Genomic DNA, 18,144 nt, shown 5'->3' on the forward strand with positions numbered 1-18,144 from the left:
CTTTTATGATCTGTCGGCTGTAATCTATTGTCTTTTTCATCAGTTCAAACTGCACCAGCGGTTCTCCGCCATAAAAGGATACTGCCACTTTATCTCCGCTGTTATCCCTTGCATACTCCACAGCACGTTTGGCCACTTCCCAGGTCATAGCTTTTGGCGAAAAATTCCGGTATCCTTCATTATGTTCATTATAAATACAATACCGGCATCTCATATTACACTGTTCTGTCAGCTCCAGGATAACCTGCTGCAGATCATACCGTAGCAAATCCCTTAATGTTTCGTCTGTTTCCTTTACAAACTTTAAATCCGGTGAAATCTGCAGGATATGCTCTGTTTCTATCATCTCCCAGATATTTCTGTATGCAGCCTCCAGTTCTTCTTCAGAAAATCCTTCCACCTTCTCCGGAAGGCTTGTCTGTTCAAACAGGCTTTTTAATATCTGGTATTCATTTGCCCCGCACTCAAACACTTTTCCGGTTCCTGTATCATACATATACTGTTTGTTTCTGGTAGTGAAAACAGTCCCCAGACTGTATCCTCTCTCTACATCAATGGTCCCTTTGATCTTTTTCAGGTGTTCGTTCATTTTTCTTCTCCTTTCAAAAACATTTTCTATCATATGTCTATCCACTTCATACCTTTTTCTGTTGTTCTTTGTAATACATAGTTTAAATTGTTTTTTTATGATTTCTTTGTTTTTATTGTATGTTTTTTGTGTAGATAGCATCTCCTACATTTATTCAAAAAAAGAACATCCGCCTGTAATCACAACAAACGGATGTTTTTCTAGTCTTTACATATTATTTTCACTTCTATACCTTGATCAGTATTTTTTAATTCACACTCATAGTGATGTAACTCTACAATCATTTTTACAATATAGAGACCTAAACCACTTCCTCCAGCCTTTCTATTTCTAGATTTTTCTCGTCTATAAAATGCATCAAATAATTTTGGAATTTCCTGTTCCGAAATATGCTCAGCATTATTCTCAACGGAAAATATTACATCTCCTCCTTTTTTATACACCTTACACCAAATATTTCCATTATCCGGCGTATACTTTACCGCATTGCTAATTAAATTGCCAATTACTTTCTGAAAAAGAACTCTGTCCGCATGAATATCTGTGTGCTCTTCTATTTCTATGTGGAAAGTCACCCCTCTATCTGTCGCAACATCTTCCCATTCTTGTATACAATTTCTTACAATGTTATCCAAGGATACATTAGAAAAATTGACTAAGAATCCAGCTGACTTTATACGCGAAACATCAAGTATCTCCTGAATCAGTCCTTCCATTGCAAAGACTACTTCGTATGATCTTTTCAGATATTTATCCCTATCTTTATATCCACCAATTCCTGAAATCATCCCTTGAATTTGCCCTTTTAATATAGTAACTGGGGTTTTCAATTCATGCGAAACTGCTGCAAAAAATGACAATTGCTTCTGTTCCATTTCCTGCTCTCTTTGGATTTCATCTTGCAATATTTTATTTTTTTCTTTTAACTCTTGTAATGTCTCTTCCAAATGTTCCGCCAATCGATTCAAATTTTCTCCCAAAATACCAATCTCATCGCTTCGTGTTTCGGGATACGGTCTACGAAAATCTAATTTCACCATTCTTTTAGATGCTTCATTCACCTTTAAAATTGGTCGAGTGATATATTGAGCGAAAAAAATAGCAATTAAAATAGATACAGCAAAAGTAATTACTCCGAGAACTGGCAAAATTCGGTTTAACACTTTTAACCCTATATTTACAGACTCTTTCGTTCCAAATATCTGAAGTTTATAAATCGTGCCTTCATTAGATTTCACGATATAATTTTTTGTAATGCCCTTGCTATTTTGTGCTTTTGAACTATCTGCATCTGGAGCTAAAAAATAAGATATCTCTCCATAATTTCCTATCTCCTCTCCTTCTTGATTTTTCACAATGATAGAGACTCCATACTCTATCGCAAACCGTTCCAATATCTTCTGAGTTTCATCATTAGTCATATCCTTTATTTGTGAAATCGTAGTGTCTAATTCTTTCTCAAGACTTTTATTTAATTCTGTTAAATAAAAGTTCGACATGCCAAATGTGACCATTCCGTAGATTGCCGCACTCAATGTCAATAATAGCATTATAGTTACTAAAAATACCTTGACAGTTAAGTGTTCTTTAATGTACTTTCTCAAGGCGATATCCCACTCCTCTTACTGTTTCAATATAATTTCCCAGACTGCCTAATTTCTTTCTTAAATTTTTAATATGATTATCTACAGCACGTTCATCACCATAAAATTCATATTTCCACAATCGATTCAGGAAGCTCTCTCTTGAGATCACAGCTCCAGGATGCTCCATTAGCTCCTTTAATATTTCATACTCCTTTTGTGTCAGATCAATACTTTCTCCATTTATAATTACCCGATAATTACCAATAATAAGACAGATTTCACGATACCACATCTGATTATTTTCTGTTTCCTCTTTTTTATTATATCTTCTAAATACAGCTTCTATTTTTTTAATCATCAGCGGTAACGAAATTGGCTTTGGAATATAATCATCTATTTGTAATTCAAATCCTTTAATCTGATCTGTTTCACTGCTTAATGCACTAATCATAATAATTGGCACATTTGAACTTTGCCTGATGATTTCACAAACGGCATATCCGTCCATCTTAGGCAACATAATATCCAAAAGTACCATATCCGGATGTTCTTTATTGAAAATCGCCACCCCCTCTACACCATCATCAGCAACACATACTTGATAGTTTTGGTCTTCCAAAAAAAATTGTATCATTTCTTGTATATCTAAATCATCTTCCACAATCAAAATTTTCTGCATACTGTCATCTCCTAAATAATTTCATTTTATCATCTTATTTTGTAATTTGTGTGTAGTTTCAATAATATTTAGAATAACAAGAACTTATTTTTTCTGTCAATACACTATTATATTTCATCTGTACATCCTTTTCATTTTTTCCATTCTATATAGAACATATTAAATACATAGAATAGAATCTTTTATTATAGCATTTACAAAGCCTATGGATCCAATATCTGATTATTCCGCCACCCCGTAATATTCTCAATATCAATTCAAGGCGTTTCACCGGCTTTCTTGTACAGTACATTACTCTTACTTAAAATCTGTAAGCGCTTAAATTTCAGCCGTTGATAGAAAAATATCCGGCTACTTTTCAGTAAACGGAATACCTTGACAATTCACATATGATTTATTATTGATTTGAGTTTTCTGCTCGACGCTCTATCTCAGCTTTTACCTTTTCATTCCATGGAGCAAGTTGATCTAATTCATTGTCACTCATACTATCATCTGGCAGCTTTTCCAGAAGATAGGTTAAATAGTGATAGACATTTACTCCATTTGCCGTGGCCATCTCTACCGTCGTATTGCACTGTTGGCTGGAGAGCCCCTTCTCTGGCATAAGGTGTTTGCTCCCATGCCCGGTGGAAACGTTTCCCGACGGAAGCAACCTGCAGTACTTTTGCTGGATCGGATGCAGGAAAGAACCATTCCGATTTTATTTTATATTTAACTGTCATGATCTTTAGATACTCACAGCATAACTGTCGCAGATCGTCCGGCAGATAGACAAGACGGTCATTGCTGCCTTTTGACTGATAGATTTTTAGTACACCATTTTCCAGGTCGACCGTGTCCAGTCGCAGTTTTCTGGCTTCTGATACCCTGAGTCCACAGCAGAAAAGCATGCGAAACAGGATCCTGTATTCCAGAGCCAGCCTATGAAAGACCTCGGCATTTATGGTTGGCTGGTAACTGTCAATCTCCAGAAACAAGGACTGTATTTCTTCAATGCTTAAAACATATGCGCTACGGTTGCTTTTACGGGTGAAGTTTCTCGGGACATAGCACTTAATTCCATATGCCTGCATGTACAGACTTAACTGTCGGAGAACGGAGATCCTTCCTGCAAGAGTAACTTTTGTTTCTGTTTTACGCAGAGTCCCCCATTTTCCCGCCAGTTCCTGAGTTATCACAGGAGTTTCAACCTGTTCCTGATTACAGAATTCATCAAATTTGTGAAGAATCCATTCTGCATGCTCATACTGGAAGCCTGCGTTTCTTTTTTCTGTGATCATGCTTTCGATAAATGGTGCAAAACAGCTGGTGAAACTATAGTGTCCTGACATCATACAGCCCCTCCTTCCAGAAGAAAGGCGATAAGGAACGTTCCGTATCCATTACAGATGCAACAGTATCTCATTTAAAAAAGTATTTAAGACAGTTTCATCCGGAAATGCTTCCTGATCAGCCCTTATTCTATACGAAAATCAAAGGAAGTATTGCTCCGATGTCCCCTGGAAATGTCTCAAGAATCATCAATAAGTATGCGGATGCGATCAGACCAGAACACCCAAATCTCCCGAAACATCTGCATTGCCATATGTTCCGGCGTACCAGGGCAACTGGTTTATACCGAAACGGGGTTGAACTGGAGATGATATCTGTAATTCTTGGACATTCATCTACTGAAACAACCAGGATTTATGCGACTCCATCCATTGAAATGCTTGGAGAAGCAATGAATACTGCTAATTCTACAATTCCAGACGAGACTCCGGAATGGGAAGAAAATGAGGATGAACTTGCTCGCATCTGTGGGCTGAGATAACTTTTTTATCCTCATCTTTTGTTATAAGAATGCCTAAAATAAAGCTTTTGGTAAAAAGATGAGGATAAAAATTTCATGTTTATAAGCCTGTTACGATATAGATTTCATCGGCGGCTGTGATATCCCCTAACATTCCAACTCCTTCACAATGCGAAGCGTTTGAGCCAGAAGCTGAGGATCTGTTCCATTTGGTATTGTTAGATGAAAACTTCCTACAGACAGCTTCATTGGCTCTGCTACGGAAAGGTTATTTCTTTCCGTAGCTACCGGAATCACATTTAATGGCTGTTCATATGGGAGCGGGTCAGTATCATGAAAATCCACTCTGACAACTTCCTGGCTTTCCGGTGCACGATAGCTGCGTGCGGTTGACGCTGGCAAATCCACACAACCTTTCTGACGCAGCCTTTTTACCCAGTTGTAAAAAGTTCCCGGTTTAATGTCGTGTTCCACACACCATTGATGATCTGTCAATCCACTTTGACGGCATTCCATGATGAGACGGTATTGTTCTTCGGCAGGTATTCTTTTGCTTCTCATAAGCACACCTCCATAAATCGGATAGAGTAAAATGCTCGCATCTATCATTTCTAGCAAGAGAAGATGAAGTGAAATGCTTGCATTTTCTAATGATTATTATGGATTCATTTTTAGGGCAACACAATCCGTCGAATTATTTTGCGCTTACAACTGAACCAATGCCACTAACGCTGAAAATGACATTGTTGATTTCTTCCCATAAGTTCTCAAAGTCCTCCCTTCCATTCTTCAATACTTGCTGTTGTTCTTCCAATAAGTATTATTTAGAGAACTCTTTCACGTTAAATTTACCTAAACATGTAAAGAACCAATTAGGCGCCTACTATTTATTTACTACTTTTTGTTGTATTTTCATGCTGGTAAATCCAGCTTTATGCAAGATATCTTCTCTAAAAAGAAAATACCGATAAAGCCCCTAAAATAGGGAATATATCGGTATTTACCAACTTATGAAAAAATACGCAGAAAATTAGTGGGATTTTTTAAGGAATAAAAGTCTATATTGTTTATATGTTTTTTTCAGAATTATACCATTCTTCTAAAATATCATATGCTGTCTTATCTTTATCATTGCTAAACACTGTTTCATAACAATAATCTGCATTTAATCTATTCTTTAACACATCATAAGTAAGTTTAATTTGTGTTGGCATCTTTTTTTTATATTTCTGACATAATGTTATTAATGATTTAATATCGTCATTAATAATAGCTATTGTAGCTCTCTGTCTATCTACTGACACATCATACTCTTCTTCGTTGCCATTTATCACATCATTTAGTCTATTCTTTTTCACTACTTGCCCATTTACCTTATAAAAAAAGCCACTTGACAGTATATTATTTTCAAAAGAACAATATATATATACTTTTTCGGCTCTATCTTCTACGTATTCTAAGCAAATAGAAACCATATCTGCTTGAAGTTCTGAAAAATAATCCTCAAATATTTTTTCCATGATATCCTCCAATCTAATTAAAAATATTCTGAATAGTAGCATCTCCATCAATTATATATTCTACAATAAATTCCGTTGGGCGTAAACCATTTTTATCATATCTAACTTCAACGTTAACAGCAACTTCCTTTCCCTGTTTTATTGCCTGTGCCCATATATTTTCAATTTTTCGATAATCGCTTAAATTGACATGTTGAGACTGAGAAACCATATTATCTAACTTGGGAGAACCGCCAAAGCGATCTCCAGCCAAGTGTCCCGCATGATCTCCTTTTAATTTCCCAGGAGTTTTTGCTACATGGTTTAATCTCTTTTCACGTTGTGTTAATTGTAAGTTTTCAGTATTCCAATTAGATATCCTACCCAATTCATCTGTTTCATAGTTATAGTTGAATTCACCTGTCTGATATTTAATACTAGACTTTAATTTTCCAGTTTTATCAAATGGTATCTCTGTAAAAATTTTCTGACTAGTTTGAACATTACTCTTCAATACATCTAATCTACCTTGATTAGAATTTATTGTGATACTATCTCCCAGTTCTTCAATATCCACCTTTCTCGCCACATCTCCAATTTCCGATACTGAACTATTTGCTAGGTTTCCTGACAGGACTCCTTCTACCACATTACTTCCCAGCATTGCCAATATACGGCTGTCTGTACTTTGATAGATTGCATCATAAGCTTTATCTTCTGCCACATTGCCAATCAATATCCTTCCACCATCTACGGCGATAGTTTTAAATTTTGCAGCACCTGTTGCCCCTTTTAAAATACCACTCATCGGTAATGCCATTGCCGAAATCATAGTACTGGCATTTCCTATAGTATAATATAAATCCGGATTTCCTGCAAACAGTGTATCACGGATAGGGTTTTCTGCCATTGTAAATCCGTCCCCGGAAAAGCCAAGGGATATATTATTCATTCCTTCTGTTGCGTTCGATAATCCATATAAGGTAGATGTTCCTCCTACAATAGCCCCTCCAAGCACAATAGGGGCAGCCGCACCCGCTGTTGCGAAAATCAATGCTGTTCCCACTGTTGCGGATACGATGCCTGCAAGAAGCTGTTTCAATCCTTCTGCTTTCCTATCATCAGCAAGTTTATCGTTCATTTTATCTTCAAACTTTTTCATTGCCTCTTCGTACTGAGCCATGTTCTGAGCTACAAAATTTCCACTTTCTTCATAGCCCATCTGCAGCCTTTGATATGCCGGCAGCATTGCAATAGAACCAGCCTGATAATTAGTTACTGATACAGCAGAGCTTCCTGTTCTTGCTATCAGAATAGACCTTATAGACTCCATCATGGAGTCCATATTCTGTGTGTCATTTTGATGCGTTTCCTCATAATCACCAATATCACTGTTTAAAGTTTTAACACGACTTTCCATCAACTGATAAGAAAGTACTAAAGATAAACCTGAAGGTTGGACAACTGAAACAATGTCACTAACATTGGAAATGACGCTATTGATTTCTTCCCTTAAATTTTCAAAGTCTTCCCGTCCATTCTCCAATGCTTTCTGTTGTTCCTCCAATATTTCTTGTGGAATCTCAGCCTCATAAGAAGAATCAATTCCATAATATCCCTCTGCATATACCGAAAGACGTACCTGAAACTCAGTTAAGAGTTGCTGTAGTGATCCAATCACAGGAATATGTACTTCTTGTATATAATTCTGTATGCTTTTCCCGGTTTCCCCTTGGATGCATGGTGTTACTACAATCGTTTCTAATGCCTGATAAACCGTCTCTAATTGTGTTCCCCATTCACTCAACTGGCTAATCATCTGATTTTGTACTTCCAACAACTCTTCAATTTTCACATGGTATCCCATAACACACCTCCTCCTTGGGTGCTTCTTTTCAAATTCTATATGTTCCAACCGCTAAATGTCTATCGTTTTATTAAGGATTGTTCTGCATAAGTCATACAGGTACTGACATCTTGTAGTTTTCCCACATCTTCCTGCAATAAAGTTTTATAACTTCCAAACAGTTCTGATAAAGTCTGATAGGTTTCTAAAAATGCTGCTAAAGATTTCATATTTCCTGTAATTTCCGGTTGTTCTTTACTTTTTTTAATACCTTGGCTGGCTACAGATAACGCTGACACATTCGAATTATAAGTTAATTTATTTAATTCAATCATTGACAGTCCCCCTTACCTAATTAAGCAATGTTTCAATATAATTTCCCAAAGAGTTAATCTGACTTTTTAGCCAGCCAATCACTCCTTCTTGATCATAAATCTGATTTTCCAATCTTGTGATTTCATCCATAATCGCATCTACGGCTTGATCAGTTTCATCATAATATGTTTGATAACAAGGTTTAAGCTGTTCCTCAGCAATTCCTTCATACTCTTCTTTATTAGATCCTTTCCAACTGCTACATGAAAGTTTTTGCGTAATGTCAAATTTCTCCGACTCTATATTGAGTTTATAAGTCTGCAGTTTCTGTTTTGCACCTTCCAAACGCTCAATTTTCTTTTCTAATCCCTGAATTTCATTTTGACACTCTGAAATCCTATAGTTTGCTTGATTAATTTCATATTTTGCAGATGAAATAGCAGCTTGATTTTTATTTGCCATGAATCACACCTCCCTGTCCAGAAAGCAAAAGTTTTATGACTCATTTTCTATTTTTAATAATCCATCCAAATGTTCTTTTAAACTTTTTTGCATTCTGAAATCATCTTCATCTTGAAACCCTTTTTGAATTACTTCTTCAATATCCTCGTGGTTTAGATATAACACGTTTTCTCCAATCAAGCCTTCTGGATAAGTACAAGCAACATAATCAAAATATTTTTGCTCTCCCTTGAAAATTGCTACAACACCTCTTCCAATCAAAACAAGCTTTTTTACACTTCCTTTTACAATAATTACAGAACCTAATGGTAAAAACTTTTCTTCTTTCATTGCATTCATACCTCTCATATTTAAAATAAAACAGAACGTTTCTTAATTATTTAGAAAATTTCATTCGCATTAAAGTTATTCCTTCATCAAGTAAACTCATATCATTCGCATGTGACACATCATATTCTCCAATTTTTTCGTTAATGTCTGTCAATGTAACCATAAGTGTATCAATTTTCTCTGGAACTTGAAACTCGATGGAATAACTGAATAAATCATCTACTTTACTAAGTTCATCTACGATATTCTCATAAATGTCAGTATAACTTTCTTTATATAAGTTTAATTGTTTCTGCTGTCTTTCTAACACATCTTGTTTAATAATTGCTGTATTTGACTCCTCAAGTTCCATAAATCCTAGTACGTATTTAGAATAATTTTCTTGGAATAGATCTAGAAGAGCTTCTATCTCTGTTTTTATTGGCATATGAATATTTTTTATGTTATCTTTTAATTTTGTACCAGCTTCACCTTGCAATTCGTTTGTATCTCCTAAAACTTCCAGAGTTTTTCCAACCTCTTGTAGCTCTTCTTTCCAACGCTCAATTTGTTCCTGCGATTTAAGCTGTAAGCTTAAAATTTCTTCCATTCTAAGATAATATCCCACATTCTTCCCCCTCTCTTATAATATATCTTTTTCTTTAAGAAGCATAAGTTTTCCCGCTTCTCTATAAGAGTCTGCACTTGCTATAAGAAATGTTTTATACATTTTCATCAAATGATCCAGGTTCTGATATGTTTCTGTCATATTGTTAAGAGATATAAGTTTACTTTCCATATCCAAATGCCCATAAGTACTTGTAATCCTCCCCGCTTTCTTTTTGAAATCATTTACTTGTCTAAAATATGGATTTTTAAATAGTGCAATAAAATCCACACCTGCTGCCGCCCATTTAGAAATTCCTCTTTCAATGGAATCCCAAATTTCCATTCCTATATGGACGCCATTTTGAAATGTATCTATAAAGTACTTGCATACTTTCTTTCCAAATTCCTTTGTATTTTCGGATTCTTTTGCCAAAAGAAAAAGATTTATTAAGAAGATTCCATCTACAGCCAAATTCCGTACTACTCCAGGGGCTTCATTTTCTATTTTTCTTATGACTACACCAACCGTTTTTGCAAAGTCATCCATCTTACCATTTTGGAAAAATTCTGTATCGTGTTCCATCATCCAGCGCCAGACAAAACCGGTATCATGTTTTTGAAACAGAGCGCCATCTGTCAATTTTTCCAAATCATATATTTCATAAACCCTATCGTCTGTTCGTATAGATTGGAACATTTCATCTGGCATTTGATTAAGTAAATTTCCGATAAAAGACCATTGATAGTGTTTCACATGGGAAGCCATATTATCAATTTCTAAAGCATGTGACAAAAGATATTCATCGGAGTATCCTGGTCCGTCCAAATTGTAAATCGTTCCCACTTTGTTCTGCATGTTTGCAGGCACTGTAATTCCAGCATGCTGTGACAGATTTCCACCTAGAGAATGCCCCGAAAAATCAAATGTTGTATAATTATCCCCATATTTTTTATTCATATCTTTCACAAAGTTCTGTGCTGCTTTCTGCTGTTCCGTTAAAATATTATTGAATAAAGCGATATCTGCATTGATCCAGTCTTGACGTAGCTGATGCGTAGTGTCACTTTCACTTCCTCGGAAACCGAATATCGACTGACCTTCTCCACAATCAATCATACATCCATAAAATCCCGAATTTGCATTATCATCTTTTACTTCCACGATCTCCCACTGTGCATATTCTGAATTTTTTATCTCCTCTATAAATGCCTTTGCTTCCTCGAAACGCATCTGCTCGTATTCACTCAATTTTGTCGTTTTGGGATCTTTATTTCCATATACTCGATTAATATATTGTTTTTTTATACTAGGTGACACTCTAAAAATATTTTCCAACGTTGCTGAACCGTATCTATCTACCGCGTCCTTTATATCATCATTTTCAATATTCATATATGCTATCTGTGAAGCCACAAGTGCATCTTTATCTGTTGTCGAACCCATATACAACGCCTTCCTTTTATTTATATTTTTCCTGCTCTTTTCCCTGTTTTGCTGCTTTGAACACCTCTAAAGAATCATCAAATACCTTTGAACCACTCCGCATAATCGTTCCAAAATAAGGCTGCTCTTCAATAGCTTTGTCTAAACGACTTCCTCCATTTCTAGGTGCACTTGTCTCCAATACTTTTTCTGCCTGCCGAAAGTTCTTTTTGTCTAGGTAATAAATATAAAGTAGTGCTTCCCCACCCAGCTTCTCTCGAAACAATTCCTCGTACATTTTATACTCCTCTTCATCGGTCTTATCCATCATTGTCGTAGCATCTATATAAATACGTATAGCCCCCAAGGTTCTTTCATCCGGATTACCTGCATAATTACGTAGATTAACGTAGTTTTCCCAATTGGAGACTTCTTCTACAGGCATATTTTGCCATTTTTCCCACTCATCTTCTTGTGACCAGATACGTCCTTGGATATAGTATCTTTTCGCCACTTGTGAAATCACTTTTTCTGTTTTTTTCTCCATCTGCTTTGCTAACAGACGTTCCACATACCCATCTCCAAGAGGGCCTACTTCTAGTCCAAAATCTTCTGTATAAAAATAGCTTCCTTCAAATGGATGTTTTGGATCACTTTTTGCAATACATGTTGCATAAATTGCTCCATTATCTGATGGTAACAGTTTAGGTTGATTCCAAGACAGTACTTCAAATTCTTCTCCGTATTTTTCCTGTAAATGACTCTCTATCGCTTTTGTTATAACTTCTTTTTTCGTATCCATTCCACATCCTCCCAACATCATGATTAAGAAAAGACTCACTAATAGTGCTGATTTATATCCTCCTCTTTTCAAACCGATTCCCTCCTATCTGTGGCACTTTTCTAATGAATAGTTACACGGCTTTTGCTAATTTAGTAGTTTTGTAAGCCAATTATCCAAATCATTAAGTACCATCTTCAATTGTCCAATGATGCCTTCATGCTCATATCGTTTGTTCTCCAATTGTGTAATTTCATCATTCAATGCATCTTGTAAGCTATCTACATCCTGTTTGAAAGCATCACAATCTTCCAATACTTTTATTACTTCCCCATCAAAAGACTCTCTATTGCTTCCACACCATGTAAAATAATTCATAGATTCAATAGTTCCCGCCATGTTACTGATTGTCGTACCTATTTCTTCCTTTTTTGCACTTACTGCATCCCTTACACTTTTAAGTCTTTCAATTTTTTCTTCTAAACTTTCGATAGTTATTCTGTTATCTGCTATTTGCGCATTACATTTTGATATTCTTTGCTTACATTCAGCAATTTCTACCCCATTTTTATCCTTATCCATAAAATTCTCCCTAATATTTTGGAACCCGCACTTTAACATAAGCTCCATTATGGAACAATAAACCATCTTTAAACTGTGGAAGTTCCTTGGCTGAATTAATCGGGAACATTGTTGTTGTTCCCTGATTTCCAAGAAGTAAACCTTCTGTTGTGTTTTTCGCAAATTTCGTCACTTCGTCAAATCCTTTCATCTTTCCGGAATGTGCAGTCAAAATGATACTGATACCAACACCTGCTGCCTCATTCAGAATAGGAGCCAAAGTTATCGCCTGTGTTTTGGTCAATTCCACAAAATTATCCCAATCGTCTACAATCAAGCTAAACGGCTGCAATTCCCGGCAGATTTCCTTTGGATTTAACGTCGGATCCATTTCTAATGATTCCTTGACTTTTTGATTTCTTTCTGTGATCTCTGCCTTGAGTGCATCTATGAGCAGTGGCACCATTGCCTGATTTTCTATATAAACAACTTTTTCTGATGTTTTATAGGAATAAAGTTCCATAGCTTTGGAATCTACCAGATAGATTTTTCCTTTTCCTAGCATCTGATCGAGAATGACCTTCAATACGTTTGTCTTACCTCTTGCTGCTTCACCAAGAATCGTAAATGGTGTATTTCCAAGCTGGAATCCGCAGGCACACACAGCTTCTTTTTCGAGTCCAACATAAATATCCTGCTCTGTATGAGGATATTCTTTCATATCTGCAAAGAACAAGTTTTCTGGAAGAACCGGAATTCTTGGAGCTTGTTCACCTGGATACAGAGCATCAATATTCTGTATCAATTCTTTAATTTTATCCTTATATTCCAATTCTGTTTCAAACTTGACCATGCTGTAAAGCTGCATTACACTTATCATATTGTCATATTTCAAAAGAGCTCGTCCTTTTGTTTCTGATTGTTTATAAGTGCTTCTTCCAACAATTAAATTTACATCTGACTCATCAAACAGATATCCCGCCACTTTGTTTTTAAAATTGTTGTAGGTAGAATATTTCATGCCATTGCTTCTGGTAGCAGTTGCAATCACAAAAATCCCAAGTCCATAACCATCACGGGAAATCTTTTGGAAAAATTCTTCAGCCTCATATCCAAGTTCTTTTACTACATCAAAATTGTCAATCACAAGAACAATTGCTTTCATTTTCTCTGCAGAAACCTGATTGTAAACTTCAAAATTCTGTACTACTTCATCTGCCAGTTTTTTCTTTCTCTCTCTGATTTCTTTCTGCAAAATCCCCATTAACTTCTGGAATCTTTCCGAGTCATCAAATACAATATAATCTGCCACATGAGAAAGTTTGTTTAATGGCATCAGACCACTGTTTCCGAAATCCAAAATATAAAAATTCAAATCCTGCACGCTATTCTGCATAGCCAAGGACAAAACCGCAGTTGTCAAAAAGACGGTTTTCCCATATCCTGCTGAAGCAATATACAGCAAATTCCCATCTTTGATAAAATCAACATCATATGGAATCTGTTCCTGTTTTTCCGGAATATCAATGAGTCCCATAGCAATTTTCATGTTCAATTCTTTTGGGGTTGCACGAATCAGTTCCTGTGGGCTTACAAGTTGTTCCGGTAGTGGTGGAAGCCAAGGTTTTTTCACCTCTTTTACATCTTGTGTTTCATAATACTCGTGAATATAGCGTACTACTGCGTCCAACTGCGTTTTTACTACTTTGTTGTTTTCTTTCGTATCACTTAAATCTTGATTTACCAATTCCCCTTGTCCGATTTCATTGAGTACATAAACCCGGTCATCGACTTTTTCTTTCTGTTCTTCTTCATTATAAGCAGCTCCACTCCACGCAGATTGGAACAATTCATAGATTTCATTATTACCCACTTGCAGATAGGCACGTCCAGGCAGCGTAATGTTTGCTGCATCTGCCGTTTTTAAAATTTCTTTACTGTCTGCTTCGTTCTGTACTTTAAGTGCCAACTTAAATTTTGAGTTTGACCAAATCTGATCATCTACTACACCTGTAGGTTTCTGAGTTGCCAAAATCAAGTGTACACCAAGGCTTCGTCCAATACGGGCAGCAGATACCAGCTCTGACATGAATTCCGGCTGTTCCTTTTTTAATTCAGCGAATTCATCACTGATCAGGAATAAATGTGGAAGAGGTTCTTCTGCCTCTCCATTTTTAAATAACTTATTATAGTTATTGATATGGTTCACATCATATTGATTAAAGATACTTTGTCTTCTTGCTAGTTCACTTTTGATAGATGCCAACGCACGCATACTCTGGGAACCATCCAAGTTCGTAATCGTCCCCAATAAATGTGGAAGGGCTGTAAACATCTTAGACATACCGCCTCCCTTATAGTCAATCAAAAGGAAGGCAACCTCATAAGGATTGAAATTTACAGCAAGTGAAAGAATATACGATTGTAAGATTTCTGATTTTCCGGAACCTGTTGTACCTGCAACCAGACCATGCGGTCCATGAGCTTTCTCATGAAGATTCAAATACACATAATCTCCGGCTGCTCTTGCACCAAGCGGTACTGCCAATGATTTTGAAGAATTATTTTTTCTCCATCTTTCTTCAATCCGAAGTTGTGATGGTCGTTCCACCTGATACATTTGGAAGAAAGTAATACTGTTCGGTATCTGTGCACTAATCCCCTGCATGTGTTCTAGCACACCCAGATTTCTTCCAAGCCACTCTAAAGGAATTTCCTGCATATTATGAAGCCTGAACTTTTCCTGCTTTTCTTCCCGTTCATCAATCAGCAGAAGTCCATCTTCTGAGTTTTTCAGCATTGCAATAGTTCCTATATTTTCTGGCAGATTTGCCCTTAAATGAGAGGTATAAATGATAGAAAATCCTAAATTATACCCTTCCTTTTCCAAATACTCCATGATGGAATGATCCATAATCCATTTTGGCTCATCAATCAGAAAGAGAAAGTGTGGTAGAAAAGTACTCTCTTTTTTGCTTTCCTCTTCTTTTTGCTTCCTGTCTTTTAAAATCTGATATAGACTTCCTAAAATCTGATCTCTTTTGTTTTCTGAATTGATCATTGCAACGCTGTTTACCGTATGGATTTTAAAATGCGGATACCAGCGCATCCACTGGAAATCTTCCTGATAAGCTTCATCATAGATTGCAATAATTTCCAAATCATGATAACTGTGAAAGAACGTGAGCTGGCAAATGAGTGCCTTTATTTGCTCATGTATTACACTTTTTTCTCCTACCAGGCCAAGATGAGCCTTTTTCAAATCGATAACTACCGGTTTTTCAATGACAGAAAATTCTTTTTGAATCGCTTTTGCCTCATCTTCCAATATATCTGGTTTCGTTTTTAATTCATCAAGTTTCAGCTGAATTTGAAGCTGTGGATGTGTTTTTTCTACTCCCAATGATACTTTTAGAAAATCTTCGTCATTATAATTTCGCTCATAAATTCTAGGGCTGTATTCTTCAATCATATTCCGGATTTCAGATACAGACGGATAATTATATTCATAGGCTTCTTTTTCTTTACAATAGGCATGATAGATTTCTTTTCGTTTCCGCAATAGATACTGCTTATAGGTTTTTTCTCTCAGAATTTTGTTTTCTTTTAATTCTTTCTTATCACTGAAAAAACGCATAATGGAAACAACTAAAGACATCCCCGTACCGGCAACCGCCATCACTACAAATAATCCACGCTTCATAATCACACTAATTGCAATGGTAATGCAAATCATAATCACAGGTGGCAATATTAGCTGAACAAGTCCGCCTTTTTTACGATCCATCAATTCTTTTGGCTTCTCTAATTGAATTTTTTCTTCCTGTACTCTTTTGATAATTCTTGGAGAACGTTTATACTTCGGAAAGCCTTCAAACGGGACTCTGGAATCTTTCATAACAGGAAGTTGCGTATGTATTTCAGAAATATTCCCTTCTATAAGAATTACATTTTCCAACAAAATAACAGAAATATCTCCAATTGTTAAAACATCTCCATTTTCCAGTAACACCTTGTCTTGCTGTATCACCTTATCATTTATAAGCAAAACATCTTCCGTTTTTTTATGAATAGAAATTTCTTTTCCTTTTACAATAATATCGACCTTACACTGTGGAAAAACGATATCTGTTTTCCTTGAACCTATAGTAAAGTAATCGGGACGAAATAATCTTATTCTTCCTGTTTCCATTTTCATTCTCCATCCCCCTCAGTATCCCCTGTAGTTATATCTTCATAGTTATTTTGATCTTCCGTTTCATATTTTTCCATCAGGGGTTCCATTTTCTTTGTAATTTCATTCAGCTTATCGGATTTTTCTGCACCTGTTAATTCTGTATTTTCTTCTGTTATTGCTTTTTCTTTCATATATGCATATAAAAGTAATTGATCATCTGAAAGTCGTAGTGCAATATCAGCAGCCTGTTCTGTATCGCTTCTTCCCAGATAAATCCAGTAATCTAATTTCGACTCTGTATCATTCAATGTCATTTTAGCTAAAATATTATCTTTTTGCTCTTGTGTAAGATTTTCGCTACGGACATATGCATTCGCAAGCATAAATTTCTGTGGGGCTGTCATGTTCTGCACCTTGACATTTCTCATACAGTCTATACATGTAACATAATCAGACTGAACATATGCATCACTAAGCTCTATAACGGCTCTTTGATAAGGTTCTTTTGCTATGCGGTCATATCCTATGTATCCAACTGTCCCAAACAATACGAACCCGAGAACTGCTGCTGTTACTTTTAATGTTGTCACCTTGTTTTTTGGTATCAGAACTTTCTTCTCTCTACGGTCTTTCTTAATTCGTTCATACTCTTCACAAAGTATCTTTTGTATGTCTTCTACCGTGGTTCCTGACTGTACTTGTCCTAACACCCCTTCTTTCCCTAAAAGCTGCATACCTCCCTGCAGATAATCCTCAAATGTATATTTATTCTGTAAAGCATATCCAATAATTGCTTTATAGGCATTTAAGAACTGTTTCTCTCGGTCTGTACTTGCAGACAAAACATCTCTGCTTTTCGCTTTCACACTTCCATGAAGATCATAAAACAGATTTTGGGGCTGCAAAGAAAAAGAATATTTTTCTATGTATTTTTTAAGATTTCCAATATCATCTAAAACTAAAAGGATATCAGGAAGGTCTTCTTTTCGAATCTCCATGAACGGTCTTCGGTTTTCTAAATCATATGTAATTTCTAATTCTTCGCTCTTTTCCTCTATATGCGACTGTAAAAATCCATGTTCCGGATAGGTGATCCATTGATATTCAAATGCATCTTTTGCTATAACTTCTGATTTTTTAATAACTTCTTTTATTACTGTATCTTCCATAACCTTCCTCACCTTCAAGTAAAATAATTCTAATCTGCTTTAATTTTTAATTTTGGATACTTTATTTTATCTTTTTGTAACTCATATTGTTTCAAAAATTCTTTTTCCATTTCATCTACATACCCTGTAAAATAGATTTCTTCTATATCTTCATGGTTAAAAAAATATGTCATCTGACTATTTTGTCCTTGCGGATACAAGCACCCTGCATAGTCAAAATAACCTATGGTTCCTTCATTATTATATAAAGGAACTCTTGATATAATCATAATTTTCTGTTCTCCATCTTTTAATCTTATAACACTTCCAAGTGGCAATACATTCATAATTCTTCTCCTTTTCAA

At 35.8% G+C, this 18,144-nt stretch carries 19 protein-coding genes; 1 reads left to right on the forward strand and 18 read right to left on the reverse strand.

What is annotated here, in order from left to right:
• From HED67_RS06070 to HED67_RS06090, 5 genes are all read right to left on the reverse strand, one after another.
• A partial coding sequence (locus HED67_RS06070; RefSeq protein WP_221717782.1) for a radical SAM protein occupies positions 1-589 on the reverse strand: 589 nt, incomplete at its 3' end.
• A 200-nt stretch (positions 590-789) separates the two neighbouring features.
• Entirely contained in the window at positions 790-2,193 is a 1,404-nt protein-coding gene (locus HED67_RS06075; protein WP_021739123.1) for a sensor histidine kinase, read from the reverse strand.
• On the reverse strand, positions 2,177-2,854 hold the full coding sequence (locus tag HED67_RS06080) for a response regulator transcription factor (RefSeq protein ID WP_021739122.1): 678 nt from the start codon (positions 2,852-2,854) through the stop codon (positions 2,177-2,179). The genes HED67_RS06075 and HED67_RS06080 overlap by 17 nt, the downstream gene beginning before the upstream one ends.
• A 397-nt stretch (positions 2,855-3,251) precedes the next feature.
• Positions 3,252-3,413 carry a transposase domain-containing protein gene (locus HED67_RS17520; RefSeq protein WP_226972153.1) on the reverse strand — a complete coding sequence of 54 codons (162 nt, stop codon included), beginning with the start codon at positions 3,411-3,413 and terminating at the stop codon, positions 3,252-3,254.
• Positions 3,346-4,191 carry a tyrosine-type recombinase/integrase gene (locus HED67_RS06090; protein WP_049946824.1) on the reverse strand — a complete coding sequence of 282 codons (846 nt, stop codon included), beginning with the start codon at positions 4,189-4,191 and terminating at the stop codon, positions 3,346-3,348. Before HED67_RS06090 ends, HED67_RS17520 begins: the two co-directional genes overlap by 68 nt.
• On the opposite strand from HED67_RS06090, the gene HED67_RS06095 reads away from it, so the two are divergent.
• Positions 4,182-4,670, forward strand: a complete 489-nt coding sequence (locus HED67_RS06095) for a tyrosine-type recombinase/integrase (protein ID WP_226972159.1) — start codon at positions 4,182-4,184, stop codon at positions 4,668-4,670. The two genes, HED67_RS06090 and HED67_RS06095, sit on opposite strands and share 10 nt — an antisense overlap.
• Positions 4,671-4,796: 126 nt before the next feature.
• Here HED67_RS06095 and tnpA read toward each other — a convergent pair whose 3' ends face one another.
• The 13 genes from tnpA to HED67_RS06160 form a co-directional block, all read right to left on the reverse strand.
• Positions 4,797-5,210, reverse strand: a complete 414-nt coding sequence (gene tnpA, locus HED67_RS06100) for an IS66 family insertion sequence element accessory protein TnpA (RefSeq protein ID WP_173867549.1) — start codon at positions 5,208-5,210, stop codon at positions 4,797-4,799.
• Between the two features lie 506 nt (positions 5,211-5,716).
• Positions 5,717-6,169: a hypothetical protein gene (locus HED67_RS06105; RefSeq protein ID WP_044963416.1), complete on the reverse strand. Its 453-nt coding sequence runs from the start codon at positions 6,167-6,169 to the stop codon at positions 5,717-5,719.
• 13 nt (positions 6,170-6,182) lie between these two features.
• Entirely contained in the window at positions 6,183-8,015 is a 1,833-nt protein-coding gene (locus tag HED67_RS06110; RefSeq protein ID WP_021739117.1) for a DNA/RNA non-specific endonuclease, read from the reverse strand.
• A gap of 59 nt (positions 8,016-8,074) precedes the next feature.
• On the reverse strand, positions 8,075-8,329 hold the full coding sequence (locus HED67_RS06115; protein ID WP_004612655.1) for a hypothetical protein: 255 nt from the start codon (positions 8,327-8,329) through the stop codon (positions 8,075-8,077).
• Positions 8,330-8,345: 16 nt separating this feature from the next.
• Positions 8,346-8,771, reverse strand: a complete 426-nt coding sequence (locus tag HED67_RS06120) for a DUF5082 domain-containing protein (RefSeq protein WP_021739116.1) — start codon at positions 8,769-8,771, stop codon at positions 8,346-8,348.
• Between the two features lie 33 nt (positions 8,772-8,804).
• A complete protein-coding gene (locus tag HED67_RS06125) occupies positions 8,805-9,101 on the reverse strand; it encodes a DUF4176 domain-containing protein (protein ID WP_022250347.1) in 297 nt (98 codons plus the stop codon).
• A 46-nt stretch (positions 9,102-9,147) separates the two neighbouring features.
• Positions 9,148-9,708: a T7SS effector LXG polymorphic toxin gene (locus HED67_RS06130; protein ID WP_022250348.1), complete on the reverse strand. Its 561-nt coding sequence runs from the start codon at positions 9,706-9,708 to the stop codon at positions 9,148-9,150.
• 15 nt (positions 9,709-9,723) lie between these two features.
• Positions 9,724-11,133, reverse strand: coding sequence for an Mbeg1-like protein (locus HED67_RS06135; RefSeq protein WP_021739114.1), 1,410 nt, complete (start codon positions 11,131-11,133; stop codon positions 9,724-9,726).
• A gap of 16 nt (positions 11,134-11,149) precedes the next feature.
• Positions 11,150-11,986, reverse strand: a complete 837-nt coding sequence (locus HED67_RS06140; RefSeq protein WP_226972154.1) for a DUF5037 domain-containing protein — start codon at positions 11,984-11,986, stop codon at positions 11,150-11,152.
• A gap of 54 nt (positions 11,987-12,040) precedes the next feature.
• Positions 12,041-12,475 carry a DUF5082 domain-containing protein gene (locus HED67_RS06145; RefSeq protein ID WP_044963414.1) on the reverse strand — a complete coding sequence of 145 codons (435 nt, stop codon included), beginning with the start codon at positions 12,473-12,475 and terminating at the stop codon, positions 12,041-12,043.
• A 10-nt stretch (positions 12,476-12,485) separates the two neighbouring features.
• The gene (essC, locus tag HED67_RS06150; RefSeq protein WP_021739111.1) at positions 12,486-16,652 is read right to left on the reverse strand and encodes a type VII secretion protein EssC; all 4,167 of its coding nucleotides are present in this window, start codon (positions 16,650-16,652) and stop codon (positions 12,486-12,488) included.
• Complete coding sequence (locus HED67_RS06155) at positions 16,649-17,800, reverse strand: type VII secretion protein EssB/YukC (protein WP_021739110.1); 1,152 nt, start codon at positions 17,798-17,800, stop codon at positions 16,649-16,651. The genes essC and HED67_RS06155 overlap by 4 nt, the downstream gene beginning before the upstream one ends.
• Before the next feature lie 29 nt (positions 17,801-17,829).
• Positions 17,830-18,126 carry a DUF4176 domain-containing protein gene (locus tag HED67_RS06160; RefSeq protein WP_021739109.1) on the reverse strand — a complete coding sequence of 99 codons (297 nt, stop codon included), beginning with the start codon at positions 18,124-18,126 and terminating at the stop codon, positions 17,830-17,832.
• Positions 18,127-18,144: the final 18 nt, after the last annotated feature.

The organism is Pseudocoprococcus catus (assembly GCF_019734885.1).
Taxonomy (GTDB): Bacteria; Bacillota; Clostridia; order Lachnospirales; family Lachnospiraceae; genus Coprococcus_A; species Coprococcus_A catus.

What these genes read in the sequence shown, in the direction of transcription:
- HED67_RS06105 (WP_044963416.1), bottom strand. Translation starts at nt 6,169, where the DNA reads ATGGAAAAAATATTTGAGGATTATTTTTCAGAACTTCAAGCAGATATG.
- HED67_RS17520 (WP_226972153.1), bottom strand. Translation starts at nt 3,413, where the DNA reads ATGGCCACGGCAAATGGAGTAAATGTCTATCACTATTTAACCTATCTT.
- HED67_RS06110 (WP_021739117.1), bottom strand. Translation starts at nt 8,015, where the DNA reads ATGGGATACCATGTGAAAATTGAAGAGTTGTTGGAAGTACAAAATCAG.
- HED67_RS06120 (WP_021739116.1), bottom strand. Translation starts at nt 8,771, where the DNA reads ATGGCAAATAAAAATCAAGCTGCTATTTCATCTGCAAAATATGAAATT.
- tnpA (WP_173867549.1), bottom strand. Translation starts at nt 5,210, where the DNA reads ATGAGAAGCAAAAGAATACCTGCCGAAGAACAATACCGTCTCATCATG.
- HED67_RS06125 (WP_022250347.1), bottom strand. Translation starts at nt 9,101, where the DNA reads ATGAAAGAAGAAAAGTTTTTACCATTAGGTTCTGTAATTATTGTAAAA.
- HED67_RS06145 (WP_044963414.1), bottom strand. Translation starts at nt 12,475, where the DNA reads ATGGATAAGGATAAAAATGGGGTAGAAATTGCTGAATGTAAGCAAAGA.
- HED67_RS06080 (WP_021739122.1), bottom strand. Translation starts at nt 2,854, where the DNA reads ATGCAGAAAATTTTGATTGTGGAAGATGATTTAGATATACAAGAAATG.
- HED67_RS06090 (WP_049946824.1), bottom strand. Translation starts at nt 4,191, where the DNA reads ATGATGTCAGGACACTATAGTTTCACCAGCTGTTTTGCACCATTTATC.
- essC (WP_021739111.1), bottom strand. Translation starts at nt 16,652, where the DNA reads ATGAAAATGGAAACAGGAAGAATAAGATTATTTCGTCCCGATTACTTT.
- HED67_RS06160 (WP_021739109.1), bottom strand. Translation starts at nt 18,126, where the DNA reads ATGAATGTATTGCCACTTGGAAGTGTTATAAGATTAAAAGATGGAGAA.
- HED67_RS06155 (WP_021739110.1), bottom strand. Translation starts at nt 17,800, where the DNA reads ATGGAAGATACAGTAATAAAAGAAGTTATTAAAAAATCAGAAGTTATA.
- HED67_RS06115 (WP_004612655.1), bottom strand. Translation starts at nt 8,329, where the DNA reads ATGATTGAATTAAATAAATTAACTTATAATTCGAATGTGTCAGCGTTA.
- HED67_RS06135 (WP_021739114.1), bottom strand. Translation starts at nt 11,133, where the DNA reads ATGGGTTCGACAACAGATAAAGATGCACTTGTGGCTTCACAGATAGCA.